Genomic DNA, 26,307 nt, shown 5'->3' on the forward strand with positions numbered 1-26,307 from the left:
TCACCTCACTATTTTTGCTGTTCATATTTGATTGTTGTCAGCATCGCTCGCAATATTTTTGATCGAATGGTATCTCTTAGAGGGAGATGTAAATCGATCGTTGAGCGATCAATTGCTGCTAACATTAATTTCGCTTCTCGTTTTGAAATTACCTGCTCATCGATAAGCCGATATATTAAATCCTCTGCCATCGTTTGTGAGGCTCCACCTTCAATTTGCCTGAGAACATCATCGATTAAATCAATCTGTGAATTCGCGCGGACACGTAAAATTCGAATGTATCCACCACCACCACGTTTGCTCTCAACAAGGTAACCTCGCTCGGCAGTAAATCTTGTATTAATGACATAATTTATTTGTGATGGGACACATTGAAATTTATCAGCAATCTCACTACGTTTAATTTCAATATGCCCTTCTCCACCTAATTCAAGTACTTGCTTTAAGTAACCTTCTATGATGTCTGATATATTACGCATTTTAGGAATACACCTCGCTTGCTTCACTGACTTTGACTATCTTTGACTTTCTTTGAGTATATTATACAAAACGCTTGAAAATAATTGCAATGATTTCGCCCATAGAAAATGAAAAGTACTGAAATTGGCTATTTTATGCTCTTGAAACTAGCTCTTTTTTTATCATATCTGTTCGGTTTTCTATTTCCTCATACACTTAATGTACCCTTATTAGCCATAGAAAAAACGCAAGCATATGCAACTAGCATATACTTGCGTTTATAAAATTTATACCCAACGTCCAACTATTGGATAACGCCAAGGTTCATCAGACAGTGCTTTAACGATACCGATAATCGGTACAACAAATAGCATAATGCCGAAAATAAGTAAAAACGGTAATCCAATAAGGACAAAGCTTAAAACAACAGAAATAGCAATTAAAACTCCCATAACGATTTGGAATAGCAATGCTTGAATGGAAATTGCTTTCACTTCCTCATCAGAACTAATTAAGAAGAAAATAATGGGTACTAACCATGGCGCAAAAAATGCACTAGCGTGTATGATTACTTTAGACCATTTACTCTCCATATATATCAACCCTTTCTTATCCTTTGTTTATGTTTTATGTACTTCTATTTACGGAACTATACCCGTAATAGTTTCACATTGAATTGGATTTTTAAAAATTTTTTTGGAAGGCAGTGATGCATGATGGAATTTAACAATACTTTAGCAAATGAATATGAAAAAGGTATTCGTCGTACTTTACCAAGCTATGATGCAATGCTTCGTTTAATACAAACCTTTTATCATTCTACATTGCCTGAAAAGGCTGAGATATTAATCGTAGGTTCAGGAAGCGGCAACGAGATTTTACAACTTGCAGAAGGCAGACCCTTTTGGTCATTTACTGGCATTGATCCCTCAGAATCCATGCTCAAAATAGCTAAAGAACGTTTAAAATCACTAACCAATAGGATGTCATACCATCAAGGAACAATACTAGATACTCAGTTATCTACTGAAAATTATGATGCAGCCAGCCTAGTACTCGTCCTTCATTTTATTCAGGATTATGAGGATAAGCTATCGACATTGAAAGAAATAGCAAAACATTTAAAACCCGGTGCCCCCTTTGTCATTGTCTCAAAATATGGTGAACCCGGTTCGATCGAAACAGAGCTTCAATTTGATTTATGGCGTTCCTATTGGTTACAACATACAAAGCTTTCGGTATCCGATGTAGCAGAAATGGAAAAATCCATTCGCTCCCTTTCCTTTATGCGAGAAGAAGATATTGTGACATTGTTACAGAAAGCGGGTTTTATAAAACCTAGTAGATTTTTTGCCACTACTTTGTTTGGTGGATGGGTATGCTTTAAAGAGGAGCATTAAATAAATATTTTGTAGTAATAACTTTGAGGTGAAAGCTGTGATAAGCACCATTGGCATTACAAAAAAACAACAACTACTAAAAGATTTCCCTTTGGAAACTATACATCAGCAAGAGTTTGAATGGTATTGGGTTGATTTTAACTGTCCTACTGCAGAGGAGGAATCCTTGCTGGATTCATTTTTTCATTTCCACCCGCTAGCTATTGAAGATTGCTTAATGCGCTTACAGCGTCCAAAGCTCGATTTTTACGATGATTTTCATTTTTTTGTTATTCATCGATTAAACGAAGAGACATTAGGAGCGGAAGAGGTAAATATCTTTGCCTCTAATAAATATATTGTGACATTCCATAAGAACCCTGTACCCGAAATAGAGAGGGTTCAAAAACTTTTGGAAAACCAGCCAAAGAATTGGGAACGTGGCACTGTTTACCTAACTTATCAAACTATAGATAAAATCGTTGATAGTTATTTCCCTCTTGTTTATAAAATTGAGGATCATTTAAATGCACTAGAAGGCGAGCTTACATACCAAAGCAATGTAAATGCTATGAAGATTGTCTTCGAATTTCGAAGCGATTTGCTTGACTTAAGACGTACCATTTTACCAATGCGTGACCTTTTATATCGGGTGCTTAATTCTTATCGATTTTCATTAAATAAATCAGAACGAGCTTATTTTGGAGATATCTACGACCATTTACTTAAATTAACAGAGATGGTTGAATCCAATCGAGAACTTACAGCAGATATGCGCGATAGTTATATGGCCATGAGTTCAAGTCGTATGAATGGTATTATGATGACTTTAACGATTGTGTCGACCATCTTTATACCGCTAACTTTTATTGCTGGCGTCTATGGGATGAATTTCGATAATATGCCTGAACTTCACGGTCAATATAGCTATTTTATTGTACTTGGCATCATGATTATTATCGTTATCTTTATGCTTGCTATCTTTAAACATAAAGGCTGGTTTAAACTTTTTAAACCATAAGGACAAAAAACTGCTCGTTTTTTTTGGAAAAAACGAGCAGTGCTATTTATCTATTGTTAATACGGCCCACGATCATCAATTTTATTTTCCCCTTGTTGCGGGAATAAGAAGTATGCTAATACCCCAGACCCTAAAGTTGCACATACAGCAATTAATAATTGCTCAACATCTGGTACCTCAGCATAATAGTTTCGTAACATGTAAATGGAACCAATTGCGACAATAACCATGACTGGAATAACAAATTTAAAACGTTTTTTCTCCATGCAATACCTCCTCTATTTCTTTTTTACGAACAATTAGTAGCTGTTTAAACAGTTCGTATTTTACAGGTTTCCTCATTTAAATTCAAATGTACTTTGCCACAAAACGGTCTGATAATAAAGTAAAAAAATAAAGAAATATCCAAAATTTTATCCAAATATTCAGCAATTAATAGTAAAATAGATTTAGTACCAATTATTTATCAAATTTACAAAACAAACATTTCAAAAGTACTTTTTACTTTCAATTTATTATGGATATTAAGAATGGAGCAAACAATAATGAGTTGGTTTTCAAAAAAAAGCAGTTCTAGCTACTCAATTTCATTAACACCAGAAATTTTTAAGAGCGATGTAAAACTAGATGTATTGAATCATCCAAATCTCCAAAAACAGTTACAACTTTTAAACTTAACGATTGAGGATTTAGCGATTATTAAGCAACTACAACCTTTAGCAAAGGACTTAATCCCTGCAATGGTGGAGCAATTTTATGCAGCCATTAGTTTGAGCCAAGATTTACTTGATATTATTAATAGAACTTCGCATATTGATCGTTTAAAAATTACATTACATAAACATTTAAGTGATATTTTTGAAAGTCATATTGATGATGCCTATATTGCCGAAAGAAAAGCAATTGCTGAGGCTCATGTGCGTATTGGGTTACAATCAAAATGGTATATTGCATCATTCCAATCACTCACTTCTACCTTCACAAATTTTGTGAATGAAGTAGATCTTTCAAAAAAGGATGCTATTCGTGCCATAAACGCTTTTTGTAAAATCATTAATTTTGAGCAACAACTTGTAATTGAGGCCTATGAAAAAGAAGAAGAACGTATTCGTACAGCTGCCGATGCAACAAAAAATGCACTTGTTACGACCATTCAAAGTACTGCAGAGGAGCTTAATGCGATTAGTGAAGAAACAGCCGCTTCACTACTAGTAATTTCCTCACAAACTGATGATATTGCTGTCGCGACCAAACAAGGGTTGAGCTTCGTTGCAGATACTCAAGAAAAATCAAGACGTGGTCAACAGCAGCTTAAAGAACAAAATGATTTAATCCAAGTTATATTGCAAAGTGTTAACAGTCTTGAGGTAACGATGAATCAGCTACGTACCTCTTCTCAAAAAATATCTGAGATTGTTGGACTTGTTACAGGCATTGCTGATCAAACAAATTTATTAGCGTTAAATGCATCGATAGAGGCTGCTCGGGCTGGAGAACACGGTAAAGGATTCGCAGTAGTAGCCGAGGAAGTACGTAAGCTTGCTGAGGAAACAAAAAATGCCGTGCAGAATGTTTCTCACCTCATTAAAGAAACAGAAAGTAATATTACAACCATGGCTAGTTCTGTTATCAACGTTGATCAAAAAATTCAGCATAGTGTCAATACACAAGAGAATTTATCCAAGTCATTTAATGATATTGCAGATGCTGTTGCAGGGATTCAACAGCAATATGTCAATACATCTAGAGATATTTCAGCCATTTCTAATTTAATTACTGAATTATCACAAGGTGCTACCCTTGTTTCTTCATCTTCTGACTCGCTCATTAATGTCGTCAACGAACTAAATATGTAAAATAACAAAGGGAGCCTCACTATTTTAATAGTGGAGCTCCCCTTGTACTTAGTGTGGCAATGCACGTTTTTGTTTACGGTGCTCTCGTCTTGCTGGCCCTGTTTCGAATAAACGCTTTTCCTCATCTGTTTCAGGGTAAATCGCAGGAACCGGTACTGGTTTCCCTTTCTCATCTACCGCAACCATCGTAACAAATGATTCTGTCGTTAATTTTTCCTCACCAGTCTCAATATTGCGAGAAACAACGCGAACATAAACCTCCATTGAAGAACGTCCTGTAGACGAAACAATACTCTCGATTTCAAGAATATCTCCTACATGTGCGGCTGATAAAAAATCAACCGAATCGATAGAAGCCGTAACTACAAGTCCCTTAGCATGTTTCATTGCTGTAATAGCAGCGATTTCATCAATATAAGCTAACACTCTTCCGCCAAATATAGAATTGTGATTATTAGTGTCTGGGGGTAATACGAGACGCGATTGAACCGTACGTGATTGGCTCATAGGTACAGCGTTGTTTGGCATAATTCATGCAACTTCCCTTCATGTATGTTCTGTCGTCATCGTATCGCAGAAAAAGAGCTGATGCAAATCTAGAATGACTTTTTCATCGAAATAAATTTCATATCTGTCATTTCTTCAATTGCCCACTTAATTCCTTCACGTCCATAACCACTCATTTTCACTCCACCATATGGCATGTTATCTATCCTGAATGTCGGAATATCATTAATAATGACAGCACCAGCTTGCAATTCGTCTGCTGCATAAAGGGCGTCGGATAATATATTCGTGTAAATACCTGCATTTAAACCAAGGTCCGACTCGTTCACAAGTCGAATCGCGTCGTCTAATGTTTCATATGAAACAATTGAGACGATTGGTGCGAATGTTTCCTGACAAACAATTTTCATATCAGCAGTGACATTCGTCATAACGGTCGGTGTTAAAGAACGTTCTGTAAACACACCACCAGTTGCAATCACTGCACCTTGTTCCTGAGCTTCCTTAATCCAATCCCTAATTCTTACAACTTCATTCGGATTAATCATCGCACTAACATCGGTATTTTTATCTAATGGATCTCCTACTATAAGTTTTTCAGTTTCTGCAACAAATGCTTTAGTAAACTCATCAACTATAGAAGAATGGACATAAATACGTTGTAATGAAATACATACTTGTCCCGCAAAATTAAAGGCCCCGCTCACACAGCGACTAATAATTTTATCGATTGGCGTCGATGGTTCGACAATTACCGCTGCATTAGAACCTAGCTCTAATGTTATTTTACGCAGGCCTATTTTTTCCTTAATTTTTAAACCTACTTTACCACTACCTGTAAATGTTACCTTTTTGACATAAGGATGTGTAACAAGTGTATCACTAAGCTCACCACCACTTCCTGTCACAATCTGTAGCGCTCCGTCCGGTAATCCTGCTTCACGAAAAATATCAGCCATGACAATAGCACTTAATGGTGTTTGCGTTGCTGGCTTTAACACTACCGTATTACCCACTGCGAAAGCCGGGCCTAATTTATGTGCTACTAAATTGAATGGAAAATTAAACGGTGTAATGGCAGAAATAACGCCCAACGGTTCGCGCTTTGTCCACCCTATACGATCCCCTGCTCCAGGTGCTGCATCCATCGGCACAGTTTCACCCTTTGCCTGTTTTGCGCCCTCTGCTGCAAATTGATAAGTTGCAATGGTGCGGTCGATTTCTGCTATTCCAGCTGTTATCGGTTTTCCTGCCTCTAATGCTAAAATCTCGGCCAATTCATCTTTACGTTGTCGCATTATATCAACGACTTTATATAATATTTCGGCACGCTCGTAGGCTGTTGTTTTTTTAAACAATTGGAATGCCTGCTGTGCGCCTTCGATCGCTCTTTCTACATCTTGAATCGATGCTTTTGCTATATGAGCAATAACCTCACCACTATATGGAGATGTTAGCTCATAGCTTTTCTCTGTATCTTGCCACTGACCATTAATCCACAGTTTTGTTTCCTTCATCCTTGAATGCACCTCCAAATAATATGTTCCTTCTTATTCTATCACGAAGAACTTGAACTAGAAGCAATGGCGGCTGCACTAACCGCTGCCATCATCGCAGCTTGCTGTGCTTGAATTAATAATTCAATGGAAGACATAATGGTCATGGATAGAGATTTTTGCACCTTCGCCATGTCGTAAATGGCAATTTGTACAGCCATAAACAGGACAAATTCGCGGTGCCATTTTAATAATTTCAAATCCTTTAATTCATGATGAAGATCAATGATATCTTGTAGTTGTGTTTTATTAAGATTTAGTATGGCCAAAAAACCAAGTAAAGGATAGTGCATAGCCCTGACCTTAATATTTTGCTTTTTGAGCGTATCTCTTAGCATCACAACATTTGGTACTAGTTGACCATCAAATTGAGGTGATAAAAAAGTTAATACTTGCGATAGCCATTGAAGCTCATTACCAGCGTTAAAATTATAGGTACGTAATTCTTTATAGTAGCGATTCATTGTTTCTGCACGTAACTCACCATCGTCATTGGAGCTACTTAGCAATACTGCATAAGGAATATCTTCATAAGATGTTAAAAATGGATGGTGTTTACGGATTGCATCGAACAAAGATCTAGCTGCCTGTGCATGTGCTTTTTTATCCTTTTCATCCTCTGTCAAAAATTGTGCTCCGATATAGCTAAAATTGCCGCTTCTAAATTTCGCGTCCCTTAAGATACTCACATTTGTTAATAAATCCTTTACGGCCTTTTCAACATTTTCTTGTTCCATTAAATTAGCAGCAATGCTGTATCCAACTGTTGATCGTAAAGGAGACATCCACGACGACTGCTTCTTCATCTCTTGCAATACACTTTTATACTTCGCTGTATCAAACGTTTTCCCTGACGCAACAAATGTACTAGCAATAGCTAATATAATTTTACGGTCCACTGTCCAGCCCGCAGCTTTGGATACTTCCTCTACTGTATTGGTAAATGTATTTTCAATCATCACGTAATCCATATTTAGCACACTCCTTTACTCATTTTACGTTACATATTGTGAGAAAGATTCACACGCTTTGTAACAATTAACATAAAAAGTAAACTTAATTTAATGTATGTTACTTAATTTATTTGTTTTAATAGGAAATATTAGTAACTATAAAAAGGGGGATTGACGATGATAGGAAAAACCACCAGGAAACTATTATTTACTATGACCTTAAAGGATCGATTAAAACTATTTTTATTATTAAGAAATTCATCACATAATATTGATTTACATACTCTTTTCCATAAAAATTAAACACAATTTAGCCTCGTTAATCTTTGAATCAAGATAAAAAACAGCGGCAGAATTCTTTGCCGCTGTAACATATTTGTTAAATTAACCCTAGCTCCTGTAACTCTTCTGGTGTGAAGGCTCTTGACCTTGTTAGAAAACGTTTTCCTTCTACGCCCTCAAGCGAGAACATACCACCTCTTCCATCCACCACATCCAGTATGATTTGTGTATGCTTCCAGTAATCATACTGATTTTTGTGCATGTAGAAAGGAGAACCACCAATTTCTCCAAGACAAACATCCTGATCACCTAAAAGTAAATCACCCTCTGGATAGCACATAGGTGAGGAGCCATCACAGCATCCCCCTGATTGATGAAACATAACAGGTCCATGTTTCTCTTTTAAAAGTTCGATTAGTGCCAGCGCTTCTGTCGTAGCTAATACACGTTCAACCACGCTCATGCACCTCCCTACAAATTAGAAGAAACCAAGTTTATCTTCGCTGTAGCTAACTAATAAGTTTTTCGTTTGTTGGTAATGAGCAAGCATCATTTTATGGTTTTCACGACCAACACCTGACATTTTGTAGCCACCGAATGCAGCATGTGCAGGATAAGCATGGTAACAGTTTGTCCAAACACGGCCTGCCTGAATTTCACGACCAAAACGGTAAGCTGTATTAATATCTCTTGTCCAAACACCTGAACCTAAGCCATATAATGTATCATTCGCAATTTCGAGTGCTTCCTCTTTCGTCTTAAACGTAGTTACTGCAACAACTGGGCCAAAAATTTCCTCTTGGAAAATACGCATTTTATTATGTCCTTTGAAGACAGTTGGTTTGATGTAGTAGCCGTTTTCGAAGCCTTCACCTACATTATTTTTCTCTCCACCAATTAAACATTCTGCTCCTTCTTGCTTACCAATATCTAAATAAGAAAGGATTTTTTCCATTTGCTCGCTTGAAGCCTGAGCACCCATCATCGTATTTGGATCAAGTGGATTGCCAACTTTAATGGCTTCAACTCGCTGTATTACACGTTCCATAAATTTATCGTAAATAGACTCCTGAATTAATGCTCGAGAAGGACATGTACATACTTCCCCTTGGTTTAGTGCAAATAATACGAAGCCTTCAACTGCTTTATCTAAAAAGGCATCATCTTTATCCATAATATCTTCAAAGAAGATATTTGGTGATTTACCACCCAACTCTAATGTAACTGGGATAAGGTTTTGAGAAGCATATTGCATAATTAGACGGCCAGTTGTCGTCTCCCCCGTAAAGGCAATCTTCCCTATACGTGGATTAGATGCAAGCGGTTTCCCTGCTTCTAAGCCAAATCCATTCACAATATTAATAACACCTGGCGGTAATAAATCTTCTATTAATTCTACAAGCACCATAATAGATGCCGGTGTTTGTTCTGCAGGTTTTAATACAACACAGTTACCAGCTGCAAGTGCCGGCGCAAGCTTCCATACTGCCATTAATAGCGGGAAGTTCCAAGGAATGATTTGACCAACTACCCCTATTGGCTCATGGAAGTGATAAGCAACTGTATCGTTATCAATTTGGCTCACTGAGCCTTCTTGAGCACGTAATGCTCCAGCAAAATAACGGAAATGATCAATTGCAAGAGGGATATCTGCATTTAATGTTTCACGTACCGCTTTCCCGTTATCCCATGTTTCGGCAACGGCTAGTTTTTCTAAATTTTGTTCGATGCGGTCCGCGATTTTAAGTAAAATGTTTGCGCGTTCTGTCGGTGATGTTTTGCCCCATGCATCTTTAGCAGCATGTGCTGCATCTAGAGCAAGTTCAATATCCTCAGCTGTGGAACGTGCTACTTGTGTAAAAACTTGTCCAGTAACAGGAGTAACGTTATCAAAGTACTGACCCTTCGTTGGAGGTGTCCATTCGCCACCAATATAATTATCATATTTCTCTTTGAATTGAACTACCGATCCTTCAGTGTTTGGAAATGCATAAACCATTTTACTTCTCCCCTTTACACAAATTAATGAGAACTATCTACAAAAATCGTTATTTTATGTCGGAATAACAATATTTTTATAGAAACCCTCTCACCTAATATATTGTCAGAAACATAAAATAATTTCAACTTTTTCAAAAACTTTTCCAATTAATTTATTTTTGCTAGAAAAGCTTCTAGAATTCACTGTATCCATGGCGTTAATGTATACTTAACAATAATATAAAATTTAGGAGAACATTATGCGTATTAATAAATATTTAAGTGAAACAGGAATCATATCACGTCGTGGTGCTGATAAATGGATAGCTGATGGAAAAGTAACGATTAATGGAGAACTCGCAACAGTTGGTAGTCAAGTTGAGGATGGGGATATAGTTTGTGTTGATGGAAAAGAGGTAAAGAAGGAACAACAGCTTGTCTATATTGCTCTCAATAAACCTGTCGGCATTACAAGTACAACAGAGCGCCATATAAAAGGCAATGTCGTTGACTTTGTCAACCATCCTTTGCGTATATTCCATATTGGACGTTTGGATAAGGAATCAGAGGGATTATTGTTATTAACCAATGATGGGGATATCGTTAATAAAATTCTACGTGCTGAAAACCATCATGAAAAAGAGTATATTGTTCAGGTGGATAAGCCTATAACAGAGCAATTTATCAAAAAAATGGGAGCGGGTGTCGATATTTTAGATACCACTACATTACCTTGCCAAGTTGAAAAGATTTCGGACAAAGTTTTTAAAATTATTTTAGAGCAAGGCTTAAATCGTCAAATTCGCCGAATGTGTTCTGCACTCGGTTATTCTGTTAAACGTCTACAGCGTATTCGTATTATGAATATCAAGCTTGGCAATTTAAAAGTCGGTCAATGGCGTGATTTGACAGATAAGGAACGAGCAGAGCTTTTCAGACTACTCAACTACACACCAAAATAAAATATTTAAGGGAGGACGGGGACTATGTTAGCTATTCAAAGTACAGAGCAACTCACAGGGGTACGAATTAGTGCCGATTATTGGGATTTAGACGAATTAATCAACGCTATTTATAAGGTAACTGGGGACGAAAACAAATACTATGATTATCAGGGTCCTCGACTACGTATTTTAAGCGTTTGCTACAAACTAAGACATGCTATGCTCGGTGAACATCACCTCGAGTTTGTCGGTAATGGACTTAATAAGAATGTCCTTACCCAACATGAACTGATCTTCCCAAATAAAAATGTTTATTTTGCCACAGAAATTCTTTGGCCAGAAATAATCTTTTGTACCATTGCATTAAATGATTTTATTGATTTACACCAAAAATTAAACAAAGCGGCTATGTGGAATAATGAGATGGCTATTATCCGCAAGTTTCAAGCAGCTATTGCTAATTGTTTAGAACAAGAAGTTAATGAGGAAGATTATATGGTTTTTTTAAGAATGCTTCATACTAAAAATCCGTTAACCTTTCGCTTTGCTACACAGTATGTGGATGTTCTGAATCTAGAATATATCCAATTAAGTAAAGAGGAACGTAAAGCACATTTAGCTGCATTTGCTGTACGCTTGCTGGTAGAGGACCATGAATATGTTGCTTTAAAAGCCCATCTAATGGAAGCAGCGATTGCGACTAAAAAAGCGTTACATGATATTCAAATTCAGCTCAATTATCCTGAAGAGATATTATGGTAAAAAATGATGCCGTCTCATAAGCAATGAGACGGCTATTTTTCTACATGATTTTTTTGTATGCCATTTTACGAATAACTTCCTCATGCTGAGGATAATCCGCTAAAAGCTCCTCTTGTGTAAATAATTCAAAATCCTCAAAATCAAAACCAGGTGCTACCATACATCCAACTAAACTAAACGTATCAGATTCCTCAACTGATGAGCCAAAAATTGTATTTTTCGGCACTGCAATTTGTGGTACTTCTCCAGCTCCTACGTTCAAGCCTAGCTTCTTCGCCTCATATGTACCATCTGGAAAGATCATATGTACTGTTAGTGGGCCTCCTGCGTGATAATACCATAGTTCGTCTGATTGCAATCGATGTAAGTGTGATATATCTTGCGATCGTAATAAGAAATAAATACTAGTATAAATTGGTCTCTGAACATCTCTCACTGCTATATTATCTGAAGCACGAAATGATGATACATAATAACCTCCTTCTGGATGTTCGGCTAAATTTAATTGTTTAATAAAATATTGTGCTGAATACTTCAAAAAGCATCTCTCCTTTTTTCCACCTTACCAAAAAATAAAGTAAACATGCTACTTTTGATTATTTAATAACAAGGAAAACCAAAAGGGCATCTCATTTCTGAGACACCCTTCTAATTTTATAAGCCACCTAAATAAGCCGCTTTTACTTGCTCGCTCTCCTGAAGCTCTTTTGCCGAACCAGATAAAACAATACGTCCCGTTTCAAGTACATAGGCACGGTTAGCGACAGATAAGGCCATATTCGCATTTTGCTCTACAAGGAGTACAGTTGTACCCTCTTTATTGACTTGCTCAATAATATTAAAGATGTTTTTAACCATCAATGGTGCAAGTCCCATGGAAGGTTCATCCATTAATAGTAGCTTTGGCTTCGCCATTAAAGCACGCCCCATTGCGAGCATTTGCTGTTCCCCACCCGACAATGTACCTGATTGCTGCTTGCGGCGCTCTAATAGCCGTGGAAATAACTCGAAAACATGATCCATATCTTTTTTAATACCTGCTTTATCATTTCTTAGATATGCACCAAGCTCTAAATTTTCCTCCACTGACATATTGGCAAAAACACGACGACCTTCAGGAACGTGAGAAATCCCCGACTTCACAATGGTTTGAGCAGCTTTCCCGGCAATAGAAAAGCCTTCATATTCAATAATGCCACCTTTGGGCTTCAATAAACCTGACAATGTCTTTAACAACGTACTTTTTCCAGCACCATTTGCACCGATTAACGTTACAATTTCACCCTCGTTTACTTCTAAAGAGAGGCCCTTTAATGCTTGAATGTTGCCATAAAAAACATCTATATTTTGTACTTTTAGCATTAGCCGATAACCTCCTCGCCAAGGTACGCTTCAATTACCTTTGGATTGTTGCGGATTTCTTCTGGTGTCCCATCAGCGATTAATTGTCCATGATCGAGTACATATATGCGTTCACAAATACCCATAACTAGGCTCATATCATGCTCAATAAGCAAAATTGTTAAGCCAAACTCTTTACGAATAAAAGCAATTAACTCCATTAAATCATGTGTTTCCTGTGGGTTCATACCTGCTGCTGGCTCATCTAATAAAAGGAGCTTTGGCTTTGCTGCCAATGCACGAGCAATTTCTAAACGACGCTGCATCCCGTATGGTAAATTTTTTGCTAGTTCATCTTTATAGACGTCTAATCCAAAGATTTTTAAGAACTCTATGGATTGAAGCTCCATTTCTGCCTCACCTTTGAAGTGGTTGGGCAAACGAAAAATTGAAGACCACATTGAATGCTTAGCAAGCGAATGGTTGGCTACCTTAACATTGTCTAAAACAGATAGCTCTTTAAAGAGACGAATATTTTGGAATGTACGACTAATCCCCTTTTGTGTAACTTGGAATGGTGCAAGTCCATTTAATTTCTTACCATCAAAAGTAATAGTGCCTTCTGTCGGTGTATAAACTCCCGTCAACATATTAAAGCTAGTTGTTTTCCCTGCACCGTTAGGTCCAATAAGCCCTACCAATTCGCCTTGATTAAGGTACATGTTAACTCCCTGTACCGCCTTTAAACCACCGAATTGAATACCCATGTTTTCAACATTGATAAGAAGGTTTCCAGTCATTATTTCGTACCTCCTTTTTTACCAAACTTAAATAAATCAGTAATTTCTTTTGTTCCCATTAAGCCTGTTGGACGATAAAGCATTACGATAATTAAAACTAAACTATAAATGATCATACGAGTCTCTGGGAAGTTTGCTAGATACGTAGATACTACTGTTAGGAAAATCGCAGCAATCACTGATCCTGAAAGACTACCTAACCCACCCAGTACAACATAAATTAAAATATCAAAAGACTTTAAGAAGCCGAAAGTCGTCGGCTGAATAATATAAAAGTTATGGGCGAAGATAGCTCCAGCTAGACCGGCAAAGAAAGAGCCAATCGCAAATGCAACAACCTTATAATAAGTTGTATTAATACCCATAGCATCTGCTGCAATCTCGTCTTCACGAATGGAAATACATGCACGACCATGTCGAGAATTTGTAAAGTTTGAGATAACTAGGATGGTTAACACTACACCAAAGAATGCATACGTCCAGTTAGATAAATATTTAACCTGCATCCCTGCTGCACCACCAACATAATCCGTATTTAAGAAGATAATACGAATAATCTCTGCAAAACCTAGTGTGGCAATCGCTAAATAATCACCTTTTAAGCGAAGAGTTGGAATACCTACAATAAGACCTGCAATGGCTGCTGCAACTGCCCCTAATAAGATAGCCAGTGGGAATGGCAACATTAACTTTGTTGTTATGATAGCTGATACATATGCTCCCACAGCAAGGAACCCAGCATGCCCAATCGAGAATTGTCCAGTAACCCCAATAACAATATGCAAGCTGACAGCCAACATGATGTTAATACACATAGTAATCAACATATTTTTATAGTACATATCAATTACTTCAGTCGTAATTAACAATTGTACAACGGCATAGATGACTAGCGCTATTACGGCATAGCCCCAGAAAACTTTAGACTTTTTCATAAAACCGCTCACCTACACTTTCTCACGGGCGTTTTTACCAAAGATACCCGATGGTCTGAAGATTAAGATTAAAATTAAAATAACGAATGCTGCAGCATCACGCCATAACGAGAAGCCTAAAGCACTTACTAATGACTCTACAACACCTAGTAACATACCACCGACCATAGCTCCAGGAATGATACCAATTCCACCAAGAACAGCTGCGATAAATGCCTTAACTCCTGGTATTACCCCCATTAACGGGTCAATTTTTGTATAATAAACACCGAAGATAACACCTGCTGCACCAGCTAAAGCTGAACCAATAGCAAATGTTGCAGAGATTGTATTATCAACGTTAATGCCCATTAAACGAGCTGCATCCGCATCATGGGAAACGGCACGCATGGCTTTCCCAATTTTTGTTTTATGTACGATGAATTGTAAAAGAATCATCAGTACAATTGCGACTGATAAAATTAAGATGGATGTACTGCTAATTTGTACCCCGAAAATATCAAATGATTTATTCTTAAAAACTTCAGGATAGGCTGCCGGTTGAGCACCTCTGAAGAAAATCGTTGTATACTCAATTAACAACGACACACCAATCGCTGTAATTAGCGCTGCGATACGTGTTGCATTTCGTAGACGTTTATAGGCAATACGTTCAATTAAAACACCAAAAATTGCACAAATGGCCATGGCCAATAATAATGCCGGGAAGAAGCCAAGCTCCCATTTAGCAATTGCGTAAAAGCCAATAAATGACCCGATCATGAAGACATCACCATGAGCAAAGTTAATCAGCTTAATAATCCCGTATACCATCGTATACCCTAACGCTATTAACGCGTAGATACTTCCAAGTGAAATACCATTCACAAGCTGCTGTATCCATTCCATGCGTATTCACTCCTTTGAATTGTCTGAAAATTGAAAAATCAGTACATACATCTTTACTAAAAAGTTATGATTTACTCTACCATTCTAGTTATCTTAAACATAAAAAAGGGAAGGCGTGTTTACCCGCCTCCCCTTGCTTACAAAACATTAAGGATTAACTTTAGAGTTGAACACTTGTTTACCGTCTTTAAATTCAAGAACTGTTGCTGTTTTAATTGGGTTATGATTTTCGTCAACTGAGAATGTACCTGTTACTAAAGAAAGATCTTTTGTTGCAGCCAATTCATTTTTAATTGCTTCCCCATCCGTAGAACCTGCACGTTTAATCGCATCCGCAATGTAGTAAATTGAGTCATATCCAAGTGCGTTGAATGCGTCAGGCGCTTTGTCTCCATTTGCAGCTTTAAATGCCTTTACGAAATCTTGAATTTTTTGATCTGGGTCTTCAGCAGAATAGTGGTTTGTGATGTATGTGTTATTCAATGCATCAGCGCCAGCTAGTTCTATTAAAGTTGGAGAATCCCAACCATCAGCACCCATTAGAGGTACATCAATACCCATCTCACGTGCTTGTTTTACGATTAATCCAACTTCTTCATAATATCCAGGGATAAAGATAAAGTCTGGATTTGCAGCTTTAATATTTGTTAATTGTGTACGGAAGTCTGTATCCTTCGCTACATATGCTTCTTCTTTTACAACTTTTCCGCCACTCTTAGTAATCGTTTCTTTAAAGGATTTTGCTAAACCTTTTGCATAATCTGATGCGTTATCTGCGAAGATAGCTACGTTTTTCGCATCTAGCTCACCAGAAGCGAAGTTAGCTGCCACAATCCCTTGGAATGGGTCAATAAAGCAAGTACGGAATGCATATTCATTAACACTACCATCTTCGTTCACTGTAATATTTGGAGCCGTACCTGAACCAGTAACAATCGGAATTTTATTATCATTAGCAATTTGAACCGTTGCTACTGTATTCCCCGATGTTGCAGGTGCAAGCATTGCTACTACTTTATCTTGTGTTGCTAGTTTAATAGCGGCCGCAGTTGCCTCAGAGTTTTCAGATTTATTATCTACTTTAATCAGTTCAATTTTCTTACCATCAATACCGCCAGCATCATTAATTTCTTTTACAGCAAGTTCTGCGCCTAGACCAATTGAAGAACCATAAGATGCTACATTCCCTGAAAGTTCTAAGTTTGCTCCGATTTTAATTGTATCGCCGTCAGATGAACCTCCACCTGATGAAGAACCTCCACCAGAACTTGAATCGTCTCCGTTACCGCAACCCGCAAGAACACCAGCAAGTAATGAAGATGCTACTAAAAGTGAACCGAACTTCTTAAGCTTTTTGCTCTCTTTCATAATTAAATTCCCCCTGAAAGTTTCTCAAATATTAGATATTTCAGATAATTATAAACAATTACATTCATTTGCTCAATAGCAAAAATAATTATTTATAACTACCTTAAACAAATGAAAAATATTATTCATATAAGCCTTTTACATTGTAAAACATTCTTTATATTTAGTCTAGAGTGATTTTTCAGTATAGTTAGTTATTTGTGAATTATCTTTTAATTAGGTTTTTAATCTAGTGCTAAACTCTTAGATAGAATCACTTTTTCACAATAAAGTTTAGCTAATTATAATGTCTCCTATTACTACTACGATTATTTCCCTGAAAATAATCGCGCAAATAATCATGAAACTCTCATTCACGTCACTTAAAACTGTGTAATATTTGAAAATAGTAAAAAGCTTAGAACGGGTTTCTCCAAGGCTCTAAGCTTTTTTTAATACGAATACACAAAGACGTTCATTAATATTTGTTTCATTTTCTAAATTAACTTCATGAAGTAATTCAAATGGCGTTCCCTGATGTAAAAACTGTAAATAATCATATGGTGGATAATATAAAATTATATGAATATCTCGCATTTGCTGCTCATAGGATTTCCAAATATTATGAATGACTGTGCGAAAAATATGAATCGAAAAAGGATTAAAAAAGAAAAATACATTATCGCGTGGCTTTATTTCATAAGCCTCAGCTATCGTATGAATAAATGTAATAGGTGCATGTGCTCGTACCTTTTGGAGATAATTACGTTTATTATCTTCAGCTTCTGCATAAAACCCTGCATCCATTTCTACCCCAATGGTTGGAATATGAAATTTATGGTACACATAAATAGGAACACGCCCTTTTCCACACCCCATATCAATAAATACAGGATGATCAGGCATCTCATATGCTGCAAATAATTGTTCCAATCCTTTGTAGGGTGTAGGCTCATAACGATGGTAGTGTGCAAGCTTAGGAAAACCATATTGTTCTCCAACCGTGTTAATATGCAAAAGTTTATCAAACTGCTGTTCATTCATATGAAAGACTCCTCTGAAAAGAATGCTTTATTTTAGCACGATAAAAAGCAAAAACCATACCCAAAAGTTTTGGATATGGTTACTTTTTTACTGACCCCTACGCTTGAATCGAACAACAAAGAGGAGTGCTAGGAGAAGAATCACTAGGCAAGCAACTGCTGTAAATACTGTTTGTTTATCGATAACAGGTGCTCGATAGGATGTTTCAATAGCCGCATTCGGCATAGGCATACCTATCAGATCTCCATTTTCATCCGGGCGTTGCATTTGTTCCCCATTCTGTCCTTCTCTTGGACCATTGCCCTCCTTGTTAAACGGTGGGCCCTGTGATGGATCAAAATCCTCTGGGAGCTGACTCGCATCAAAATCATCTGGCATAGAATTTATTTCACCATTTTCATTTGGAGTGCGTATCCCCCTATTCTGAGAGGCTGTAGAGGCTTCTACGACAAGTTCACCCGACAGTTGCTTTAAAATAGATTGAGAGCGCTGTTTAGCAAATTCAGGTAAGCTATTTTCACCTTCAACCGCTTCTAAAAACTGCTCTGTGGTAGAAAATTTAGTTGGATCTGCTTCAACATAAGTAGTTAATAAAACTGCTAACTTTTTAGTAATCGATTGCACATAGTCTTCAGTTAAATATGTTGTGGCAAACTCTTCTAAATAACTTTCATATTTATTACGATATTCCTCTTGTGCAAGCAAGGCATTCAACAGTGGTCGCTCCTCTAACGTTGTGCCAGAAACGGGGGTCGTTACACTAAAATTTATAGCACTCTCGGTTAATAAGTTGCTCGACATCCCCATTCCCATGTTAAAGCCACCGCCCTGCCGTTGCTTATTTCCATTAAAATCCTGATCAAGTGATTCATTGTTTTGCTCTAACGGTCTTTGCATCATAGTAGAATCGTCGGCTGTATTTTTACTATTTCCTCTGTCTCCTCCAACACCAAAGCCACCAAAGGACATATTATAATCCCAAGGAATCATAGAAAAAACTCCATTCTGTTCGTACAAATAGTAGTTATGTTTCATATTTCCTTGATAACTATCTAAATTTACAAGCGCCGTATTGACGGCAAAATAGCGTAACATTTCATCGACATCAATATATTTTTCTATGTCCCCGTTATTATTTATAGCATCTAGCATTTCAATAAACTTTGACTGATCTATATTGCCTTCATTAGTTTTCAATCCAATGCCCGTATAGTCTGCTATATTATCACTTATATATTTCAGATCACTGCCTACCCCATCTGGCTTAAATAAAAAGCCATCATTAGAGCCATAATTTTTAGCTAAGAATGTCTCATCCACTGCTTCTACTCCTAAAAACAAACCTCGATCCTTACCATTTACTGTAACATACATATAAGAATGTGCAGGCGTTGGTATACCCATTTGCTCCATCAATTCATAAGATATATATTCTCTCATCAGTGTAGCGTCACTATAATTATTATTTAAATTTAATTTTTTCAGTCCATATAAACTTTGAGTATCATCATAATAATCAAAATCAATTTTTAAACTATAACGATCAGAGTCACTGTTGACAACCGATCGTAATGATAAATTTCCTTTTGTTCGAATAGCAACATTCTCAATTTTTTTGCCGTTTACTGTAATATCCGCCTGTTTTAACTCCTCAGCAGCTGCATTTTCGAGCATGTCATCCCACTCTTCCTCATTTATCTCGATATCAACTGTCGTTACTTTATTGTTATTAAATACTAGATTCTCATAGGAAAACTCAGAATTTTTCGATTTAATTCCTACATTTGGAAGAACAGCATATATAACGACAAAGAGAAGGAGTAATATTGCCATGAACAGGTAGACTATTCGTGTTTTAATCATAGCTTGCACCTCTCTTTGTAATCCTTTGTATTAATGAGGTCATTACGCTGTGAAATTTCCATCGTAGCTAAGCATGATGGCAGATTTTACACCAGTCACTTTTGTCAGTTCATCCATCAATTGAGCATCATTTTGTTTGACACGAATTTCATATGTTGTTTCAATTTCTTCATTTTGCATTATTGATTTTGACTTAAGGGCGAATTTTTTTGTTTGTGTGGCAATAATTCTCTCCACCTCAGCATTTGCTCGCTCTTCTTCATACTTAACAATCAATAAATAAGGGTTTTCTACTGTAATTTTGTTAACGAATACTAGTAGTACAAGCCCAATTAATACAGCACCTATAATGACTAATGGGATAAAACCTGCACCACATAAAATACCTGAAACAATTGCCCAGAAAATATAAACTAAATCCATTGGATCCTTAATAGGTGTACGGAATCGTACAATGGATAAAGCACCAACCATCCCAAGTGATAACAGAACATTTGAGCTGATTCCCATTATGACAAGTGCTGTTGCCATCGTCATAATTAACAATGATATATTAAACGAATGGGAGTAAATGACACCATTAAAGGTTTTCTTATATACAGCGTAAATGAAAAGTCCGATAAAAAACGCTACTACTAAACCAATAATGGAATCGATTAATGAAAAAGAAGTTGTTTTTTCTAAAAAGTTGGATTTAAATATATCACTAAATTTAATTGTATCCATGTTTATTCTCCTTTGTATTAGCCATACATCCGACTAAGTTGATATTTTGAATAGGCCTCAGCATGTGTATCCACAGACTGTAGCAAATACTTAATGATATCCGGTAAATATTCATCGTATTTTACCTCTAAAATGACAAGATTCGACTCGAGTACATCTACCATAGGCAAGTTTTGATTAAACATATCTGTATTACGCAGACTTGATTGCACCTTACTATCAAAAGTAACTCGCACATTACCGTATGGATAGATATAGGCCTCTCGTTCATAATCCACCACCGTTGTAGGTTTTAATTGGCTATAATACATCTCTTGATATAAGTCTTGAATTAATCCTCGATTGTCTTTTTCCATCCATGATAAATCTCCAACCCGTATTTTTTCATATTCTGTTTGAGATATTGCACATTTAGTTTTAAACGTTAAATTATTTCGTTTACTCTTTCTTTCCAAATTAATAACGGTACTAGATCTTCCATATATGCGTACCCGATATTTATCTCGATTGATATAACCCTCCTTCTTCTCATTCAGCACTTTATTCGCGAAATTATCGAAATACGTACTACGAATTAAATATTTTCCGTCCATACCTGCATGCTTGTCTAACTGCATAACATGCTGAAGCTTCGTTTTTAACAATGTATAATCCGGATAGGAAATGGCTTGTTTAATTTCCTTACGCCCATTTGGATTAAATGAAGTTACTCTAGGCATTTCACACTCACTCTCCCTACTTAATTTCATTGACCATTGAAATATGGCGGTATGACGATCCCAAACTACGTCTTCTCTGTTTGTCGTCTACACTTTTTACTATAAAGAGCATTTGTGTCAGACAGATGTCAGCTTTACACTTTCTTCAACTATTTTTACAATAAAAAACTACTCCGCTTTTATAGCGAAGTAGCTCTTTGTAGCACTAACTCAAAGGACGTTCCTGAGGCATTACTTTCAATTAATATCAAGTCACCTCCACTGGATTGTGCCATCATTTTACTAAGAGGTAACCCTAAACCCAAACCACGAATAGTATATTTTTTATTCTCTCCTCTATAAAAACGCTCAAAAATAAAAGCCTGATCCTCTAGAGGAATTCCGTGACCTGTATCCTTCACAATAATCGATAGTTTATCCCCTCGCTCCTTTAGTATGAGCGTGATCGTTCCTTTATCCATTGCCTGCTTAGCATTAGTTAATAGGTTTGTCATGATTTGTTGAATACGGACAATGTCTACCTGTACATACACTGCTTGTTCAATCAAATGTAAATTTACTTTTACACTGTCTTCATCCTGTAAAACTTCCCATTGCGCCACGGCATCTCGCAACAGCTGATTAACATCCACGGACTGAATTTTAACTGGAATTGCGTCCACAGCAAAATGGTTAAAGGCAAGTAAGTCACCGACCATTGTTTTCATTTTTGTTGTTTCAACCATAGCCATTTCAATAAAATCCATGGCATCCAATCCTGTTACAACACCATCTTTTACAGCTTGTAGTAAGCCACTTATGGAGGTAACAGGTGTTTTCAATTCATGGGTAACGCCCGCTAATAACTCCGTTCGAGTTTTCTCTAGCTGCTCTAATTTGTTTGCCATATTTTCAAAAGATGTAACAAGCTCATAGACCTCTTTTTCCTTACTATCTTGAGGCAAATCAACAGTATAATTACCTTCCTGTATATGCTTGGCTGCCTCTGCTACTTGTTTAATTGGACGAGCTAAACGTTTTGATAAGAAGTAAATAGCAATCCAACCCAATAAGGCTAATGCTCCAATTAATAAAGCAAGCTGACCATATGCTTGGTTAACTCTTGTTAGATTGTCCTTCTTCTCCTTCACAAGTACCCAGCCCAATAACTGATTATTACCTTCTATCTTTCTTTTCACCACATATTCAGGCTCTAGCCCCCCTGTTATTTCCTTCGTACCTTCTTCATCGTCCAACAAGCCCGCTACATTTTTAGCACTACCAGGTGGTACGGGTCGGTTACTTGTAAGGATATTGCCTTCTGTATCAACGACATATAAAATAGGATCTATTTCTCTCATATTAAAACGCTCTCGATCCCCAATAAAACCTGGTATACCATTAATTGGACCATTATTTGGGTTTGTTGTATCCGTTAAACGATAGACCGTCTCGTCTGCTAAAAATTCCATTAATTCTAATCGATTTTCAAATGTTGTATGGCGAATCCACGCTGCCGAGATGAGAAAAATGATAGCCAATCCTATAAAAAGTGTAAGTAAATAACGGCTTGTCCAATAATGAAGTAAGGATATACGCTTATTTTTTTTGAACACTTAACTGATACCCCAATCCACGTAGCGTTTTTATTTCTCCTTCTTTCACATCCCAATCTTTTAAAGCCCTTCGTAGCCTTTTTATTGCTAAATCTACCGCACGATCACTACCTTCATACTCCCAACCCCAAATTTGATCTATTAGCTGCTCACGGGTAAATGTTTGATTAGGATGATCAACTAAAAACATAAGCACCGATAAATCTCTTGGCGTTAATATAATTTCTTCGCCTCCCAGAAATACTCTATGTGCTTTCCTATCAATTTGGAGCGATCCATAACGTTTTATTGTGGATGAATCTAGGCTTCCTTCGGCACGTCTTAAAACAGCCTTTACTCTTGCAACAACCTCATCCGCTATAAAGGGCTTGGCAATATAATCGTCTGCTCCATGATTAAATCCTTCTAAGCGGTAATTAACCTCTCCTAATGCTGTCAGCATAATAATAGGACACGTACTTAACTCCCTAATCTCCTGTAAAATAGCCCAACCATTTTTTTCTGGTAACATAATATCTAACAACACTAAGTCTGGCTTTGTCTTAAGAAACATATCCAAGGCTTCCCCACCATTAAAACATTGTGACACCTCATACCCTACTTTTTGTAAATATACCTTTAAAACCTGACTTATTGCATATTCATCCTCTACTACTAGTATGTTTACCATCGTCATTCACCTCGCTACTAGCTCGCTTTTGGCTTTATTATAGCATCGGATTATGTCAGTTAAATGTCAGCCTTCCCCTGCTCATAACCCCCGTAAGAGAATATCTAGGGGGCATCTATTGACAATGTCTTCCTACGCCAATTATCATTGATTGCGAATGATAATCATTGATAATTCATTCATAGACCTACAAAAATAAAATAAGGGGGGGTAATAGCATGATTATTGTGACTAATCGTATTCAAGTAAAGCCAGGCTTTGCTGCAAGAATGGCACCAAACTTCACAAAGCCGGGACCACTTCAACAATTTGAAGGCTTCCATAAAGTAGAGGTATTAATTTCAACCGATGATCCTACTTATGATGAAATGAGTGTAAATATGTATTGGGAATCTAAGGAGCATTTCCAAGCATGGCGTAATAGCGATGCATTTGCTGCAGCCCATCATCGTCCAAATTCGGGTTCTGAGGGAGATAAAGCTGATAGCCCAATTATCGGTAGCAAAATCGTAGTTGCAGAATTAGCAACTTCTATTGAAGCTTTACGTTCATAAACAACAACTAAAATACTTATCTTCTGATTCTATCTAAAAAGCCCTGCACGCTGATCTACCATGCAGGGTCTTTTTTCTATTTAATTAGACACTGTCCAGACCCGTATCAAGTCAAAAATATGACTAGTATATAGCCCAGTATGGATAGACAGACAGAACCAACTAAACCAGCGATAAATGCCTTTACACCAAGCTCCTTAAATGTTTTAATCTCGACATTTAATCCAAGACCAGCCATCGCCATAGCAATTAAAATATAAGCAATATTTACAAATGCTTGCGCCACATTCGCTGGTATTATCCCTAATGAATTGATAGCGCTCATCGCTAAAAACCCTAAAATAAACCATGGAATAATAGACAATGTAAATCCCTTTTTCTCTTCGCTTTTATCCATTTTTCGATAGAAAATACCAATAATAATGGCTACTGGTACTAGCAGTGCAACACGTGTTAATTTCACAATGACAGCTATATCAATTGCTTCATTCCCGCCAGCTGAAGCTGCTGCAATAACGTGGGCGATTTCATGTAATGTACCACCTGCGAAAATTCCATACTCCGTCGGTGTTAAGTCAAGAATAGAGTAGAGTACTGTATAAATAAGTGTAAATACAGTTCCTAATAGGGCCACAATTGCTGCCCCTACTGCCGTTTCCTTTTGATTTGCTTTAATTTGTGGTGCGATTGCCACTACAGCAGCTGCTCCACAAATTGCTGTCCCACAGGCAGTTAATATTCCTAGCTTCTCATCAACTTTGAGCATTTTTGTTAATCCGTAGACAACCATTAACGCAAACAACAAATTAATAACTGCAATCAAGAAAACGCTCGCACCTGCATGATAGATATCCGCTAAATTTAAGCGCATGCCCAATAGTATGATTCCCAACCTTAAGAGTTTTTTGCTAGAGAATGCAATCCCCACTTGCCAGGTATCCTGTACTTTAAATGCTGCTCGCCAAGCCATTCCTACTATAATGGCAATAACCAACTGTCCCAAAATAGAGAAGAAAGGGAATGTAGCAATATATTTCGCTACTAAAGCAATAAGGAGCGTTAACAATATTCCCTTCAAGAAATTTGGAGTAAGGGTGGATTTTTCTTTATTCTGTCTTATAACCATGTTGTTCACTTCTTTCTCCCTTGTTGATTATTACTTTATTAAAAAGCACACTATTAGTAAAATACATATATATAATCGTTATTATTAATATTTCTAATAATAGAGGTGGAGCTATGCAATTCGACGCTTTAAAAACTTTCGTCACACTAGTTGAGGTGAATAACTTTACGAAAACCTCTGAATTACTTCATATTTCTCAACCAAGTGTTAGTCTACACATTAAAAATCTAGAGCAGGAATTACAGACAACCTTATTTATTCGTTCACCTAAGTCTGTACAAATTACACCAACTGGTGAAATTCTTTATAAAAGAGCTAAACAAATCATGGCTATTGCGGAAGCAGCGAGAGAAGACATAGCAGCCTACCATCAAGAGGTCCAAGGTACACTAGTAATAGGGGCGAGTTTTACGATTGGAGAATATATATTGCCTCCCATCATAGCAGGCTTGCAGCAGCAGTTCCCGCAGCTTGAGCTTCAAGTTATTATTGGCAATACAAAAGAAATCATTCAATATACAAAATTATTGCAAGTTGATATTGGTCTCATAGAAGGGCAGGCTCATGATAATGAACTATTGATTAAACCATTTATGAAGGATGAGCTATTTATTGTCAGTGCCAGCAATCATCCTCTCACAAGGGAACAACCTATTACTGCTGACAAACTTCAACAGCAAAGTTGGGTTGCACGTGAAGAAGGGTCTGGAACACGCTATTATTTAGATCATTTATTCAGAGCAAATGGTCTACAGATTCATTCCCTTTTGACTATTAGCAGTAATCAAGGGGTCAAGGAGAGCGTTATCCAAGGACTTGGACTTTCCCTGCTGTCTGCCTGTGTGATTGAACGTGAATTAAAAAATGGCGATATGACCATTTTGCCACTTGAAGGACAGCATTTTATGCGGACATTTTCTTATCTTTGCTCACCAACCGTGAAAAATAAACGCAATGTCGACATTCTCATTGATGTATTAAAAAAGAAAGCTTAGCAACT

Annotated in this window: 28 protein-coding genes and 1 pseudogene; 8 read left to right on the forward strand and 21 right to left on the reverse strand. The window is 37.0% G+C overall.

All coding sequences use genetic code 11. The features are described from left to right. Window positions 1–8: 8 nt before the first annotated feature. Together MKY49_RS22105 and MKY49_RS22110 are read right to left on the reverse strand one after the other, a co-directional pair. A complete protein-coding gene (locus tag MKY49_RS22105) occupies window positions 9–479 on the reverse strand; it encodes a CtsR family transcriptional regulator (RefSeq protein WP_274794980.1) in 471 nt (156 codons plus the stop codon). Between the two features lie 267 nt (window positions 480–746). Beyond that, a complete protein-coding gene (locus MKY49_RS22110; RefSeq protein ID WP_274794981.1) occupies window positions 747–1,052 on the reverse strand; it encodes a DUF4870 domain-containing protein in 306 nt (101 codons plus the stop codon). A 120-nt stretch (window positions 1,053–1,172) separates the two neighbouring features. On the opposite strand from MKY49_RS22110, the gene MKY49_RS22115 reads away from it, so the two are divergent. Together MKY49_RS22115 and corA are read left to right on the forward strand one after the other, a co-directional pair. Continuing rightward, the gene (locus tag MKY49_RS22115; protein WP_341387092.1) at window positions 1,173–1,859 is read left to right on the forward strand and encodes a class I SAM-dependent methyltransferase; all 687 of its coding nucleotides are present in this window, start codon (window positions 1,173–1,175) and stop codon (window positions 1,857–1,859) included. Window positions 1,860–1,896: 37 nt separating this feature from the next. Then, window positions 1,897–2,859 carry a magnesium/cobalt transporter CorA gene (corA, locus tag MKY49_RS22120; RefSeq protein ID WP_274794983.1) on the forward strand — a complete coding sequence of 321 codons (963 nt, stop codon included), beginning with the start codon at window positions 1,897–1,899 and terminating at the stop codon, window positions 2,857–2,859. A gap of 56 nt (window positions 2,860–2,915) precedes the next feature. On the opposite strand, the gene MKY49_RS22125 is transcribed toward corA, so the two are convergent. After that, on the reverse strand, window positions 2,916–3,125 hold the full coding sequence (locus MKY49_RS22125) for a hypothetical protein (RefSeq protein WP_274794984.1): 210 nt from the start codon (window positions 3,123–3,125) through the stop codon (window positions 2,916–2,918). A gap of 279 nt (window positions 3,126–3,404) precedes the next feature. On the opposite strand from MKY49_RS22125, the pseudogene MKY49_RS23080 reads away from it, so the two are divergent. Both MKY49_RS23080 and MKY49_RS23085 read left to right on the forward strand, forming a co-directional pair. After that, window positions 3,405–3,950: pseudogene (locus MKY49_RS23080) on the forward strand (protoglobin domain-containing protein); the annotation flags it as partial. Between the two features lie 252 nt (window positions 3,951–4,202). Continuing rightward, entirely contained in the window at window positions 4,203–4,715 is a 513-nt protein-coding gene (locus tag MKY49_RS23085) for a methyl-accepting chemotaxis protein (RefSeq protein ID WP_404809743.1), read from the forward strand. A gap of 48 nt (window positions 4,716–4,763) precedes the next feature. On the opposite strand, the gene MKY49_RS22135 is transcribed toward MKY49_RS23085, so the two are convergent. The 5 genes from MKY49_RS22135 to adh all read right to left on the reverse strand — a co-directional run bounded on the left by MKY49_RS22135 (window position 4,764) and on the right by adh (window position 10,012). Continuing rightward, complete coding sequence (locus MKY49_RS22135; protein ID WP_274794986.1) at window positions 4,764–5,243, reverse strand: acyl-CoA thioesterase; 480 nt, start codon at window positions 5,241–5,243, stop codon at window positions 4,764–4,766. 68 nt (window positions 5,244–5,311) lie between these two features. Next, on the reverse strand, window positions 5,312–6,739 hold the full coding sequence (locus MKY49_RS22140) for an aldehyde dehydrogenase family protein (protein ID WP_322611861.1): 1,428 nt from the start codon (window positions 6,737–6,739) through the stop codon (window positions 5,312–5,314). 41 nt (window positions 6,740–6,780) lie between these two features. Next, the gene (locus MKY49_RS22145; RefSeq protein ID WP_274794988.1) at window positions 6,781–7,749 is read right to left on the reverse strand and encodes a DUF4003 family protein; all 969 of its coding nucleotides are present in this window, start codon (window positions 7,747–7,749) and stop codon (window positions 6,781–6,783) included. A gap of 361 nt (window positions 7,750–8,110) precedes the next feature. Beyond that, a complete protein-coding gene (locus MKY49_RS22150; RefSeq protein ID WP_274794989.1) occupies window positions 8,111–8,470 on the reverse strand; it encodes a DUF779 domain-containing protein in 360 nt (119 codons plus the stop codon). 21 nt (window positions 8,471–8,491) lie between these two features. After that, entirely contained in the window at window positions 8,492–10,012 is a 1,521-nt protein-coding gene (adh, locus tag MKY49_RS22155; protein WP_274794990.1) for an aldehyde dehydrogenase, read from the reverse strand. Between the two features lie 241 nt (window positions 10,013–10,253). Here adh and rluF point away from each other — a divergent pair, with 241 nt between their 5' ends. Both rluF and MKY49_RS22165 read left to right on the forward strand, forming a co-directional pair. Next, window positions 10,254–10,955 (forward strand): 23S rRNA pseudouridine(2604) synthase RluF, encoded by a 702-nt coding sequence (rluF, locus tag MKY49_RS22160; RefSeq protein ID WP_274794991.1) that lies wholly within the window; start codon window positions 10,254–10,256, stop codon window positions 10,953–10,955. Window positions 10,956–10,979: 24 nt separating this feature from the next. Further along, window positions 10,980–11,699: a DUF6904 family protein gene (locus MKY49_RS22165; RefSeq protein ID WP_274794992.1), complete on the forward strand. Its 720-nt coding sequence runs from the start codon at window positions 10,980–10,982 to the stop codon at window positions 11,697–11,699. A 40-nt stretch (window positions 11,700–11,739) separates the two neighbouring features. Here MKY49_RS22165 and MKY49_RS22170 read toward each other — a convergent pair whose 3' ends face one another. From MKY49_RS22170 to MKY49_RS22225, 12 genes are all read right to left on the reverse strand, one after another. Beyond that, window positions 11,740–12,237, reverse strand: a complete 498-nt coding sequence (locus tag MKY49_RS22170) for a cupin domain-containing protein (protein WP_341387093.1) — start codon at window positions 12,235–12,237, stop codon at window positions 11,740–11,742. A gap of 116 nt (window positions 12,238–12,353) precedes the next feature. Next, complete coding sequence (locus MKY49_RS22175; protein WP_048395515.1) at window positions 12,354–13,061, reverse strand: ABC transporter ATP-binding protein; 708 nt, start codon at window positions 13,059–13,061, stop codon at window positions 12,354–12,356. Next, window positions 13,061–13,840: an ABC transporter ATP-binding protein gene (locus MKY49_RS22180; protein ID WP_274794994.1), complete on the reverse strand. Its 780-nt coding sequence runs from the start codon at window positions 13,838–13,840 to the stop codon at window positions 13,061–13,063. The genes MKY49_RS22175 and MKY49_RS22180 overlap by 1 nt, the downstream gene beginning before the upstream one ends. Then, the gene (locus tag MKY49_RS22185) at window positions 13,840–14,775 is read right to left on the reverse strand and encodes a branched-chain amino acid ABC transporter permease (RefSeq protein WP_274794995.1); all 936 of its coding nucleotides are present in this window, start codon (window positions 14,773–14,775) and stop codon (window positions 13,840–13,842) included. Before MKY49_RS22185 ends, MKY49_RS22180 begins: the two co-directional genes overlap by 1 nt. 12 nt (window positions 14,776–14,787) lie before the next feature. Further along, on the reverse strand, window positions 14,788–15,663 hold the full coding sequence (locus MKY49_RS22190; RefSeq protein WP_274794996.1) for a branched-chain amino acid ABC transporter permease: 876 nt from the start codon (window positions 15,661–15,663) through the stop codon (window positions 14,788–14,790). A gap of 147 nt (window positions 15,664–15,810) precedes the next feature. Continuing rightward, a complete protein-coding gene (locus MKY49_RS22195; protein WP_312506394.1) occupies window positions 15,811–17,031 on the reverse strand; it encodes an ABC transporter substrate-binding protein in 1,221 nt (406 codons plus the stop codon). A 420-nt stretch (window positions 17,032–17,451) separates the two neighbouring features. Beyond that, complete coding sequence (locus MKY49_RS22200) at window positions 17,452–18,054, reverse strand: class I SAM-dependent methyltransferase (protein ID WP_274794998.1); 603 nt, start codon at window positions 18,052–18,054, stop codon at window positions 17,452–17,454. Between the two features lie 87 nt (window positions 18,055–18,141). Further along, the gene (locus MKY49_RS22205) at window positions 18,142–19,917 is read right to left on the reverse strand and encodes a CotH kinase family protein (protein ID WP_341387095.1); all 1,776 of its coding nucleotides are present in this window, start codon (window positions 19,915–19,917) and stop codon (window positions 18,142–18,144) included. A gap of 42 nt (window positions 19,918–19,959) precedes the next feature. Next, window positions 19,960–20,643 carry a DUF4956 domain-containing protein gene (locus MKY49_RS22210; protein ID WP_274795000.1) on the reverse strand — a complete coding sequence of 228 codons (684 nt, stop codon included), beginning with the start codon at window positions 20,641–20,643 and terminating at the stop codon, window positions 19,960–19,962. Between the two features lie 17 nt (window positions 20,644–20,660). Next, window positions 20,661–21,362: a polyphosphate polymerase domain-containing protein gene (locus tag MKY49_RS22215; protein ID WP_312506391.1), complete on the reverse strand. Its 702-nt coding sequence runs from the start codon at window positions 21,360–21,362 to the stop codon at window positions 20,661–20,663. A gap of 179 nt (window positions 21,363–21,541) precedes the next feature. Next, window positions 21,542–22,957, reverse strand: coding sequence for a sensor histidine kinase (locus MKY49_RS22220; RefSeq protein WP_322611868.1), 1,416 nt, complete (start codon window positions 22,955–22,957; stop codon window positions 21,542–21,544). After that, a complete protein-coding gene (locus tag MKY49_RS22225) occupies window positions 22,941–23,627 on the reverse strand; it encodes a response regulator transcription factor (RefSeq protein WP_312506389.1) in 687 nt (228 codons plus the stop codon). The genes MKY49_RS22220 and MKY49_RS22225 overlap by 17 nt, the downstream gene beginning before the upstream one ends. 218 nt (window positions 23,628–23,845) lie before the next feature. Here MKY49_RS22225 and MKY49_RS22230 point away from each other — a divergent pair, with 218 nt between their 5' ends. Beyond that, window positions 23,846–24,181 carry a heme oxygenase gene (locus tag MKY49_RS22230; protein ID WP_274795005.1) on the forward strand — a complete coding sequence of 112 codons (336 nt, stop codon included), beginning with the start codon at window positions 23,846–23,848 and terminating at the stop codon, window positions 24,179–24,181. A gap of 106 nt (window positions 24,182–24,287) precedes the next feature. Here MKY49_RS22230 and MKY49_RS22235 read toward each other — a convergent pair whose 3' ends face one another. Next, window positions 24,288–25,307, reverse strand: coding sequence for a YeiH family protein (locus MKY49_RS22235; RefSeq protein ID WP_341387096.1), 1,020 nt, complete (start codon window positions 25,305–25,307; stop codon window positions 24,288–24,290). Between the two features lie 113 nt (window positions 25,308–25,420). On the opposite strand from MKY49_RS22235, the gene MKY49_RS22240 reads away from it, so the two are divergent. After that, entirely contained in the window at window positions 25,421–26,302 is an 882-nt protein-coding gene (locus MKY49_RS22240; protein ID WP_274795007.1) for a LysR family transcriptional regulator, read from the forward strand. Window positions 26,303–26,307 lie beyond the last annotated feature (5 nt).

It is taken from the genome of Lysinibacillus sp. FSL M8-0134 (genome assembly GCF_038069745.1).
Taxonomy (GTDB): Bacteria; Bacillota; Bacilli; order Bacillales_A; family Planococcaceae; genus Lysinibacillus; species Lysinibacillus irui.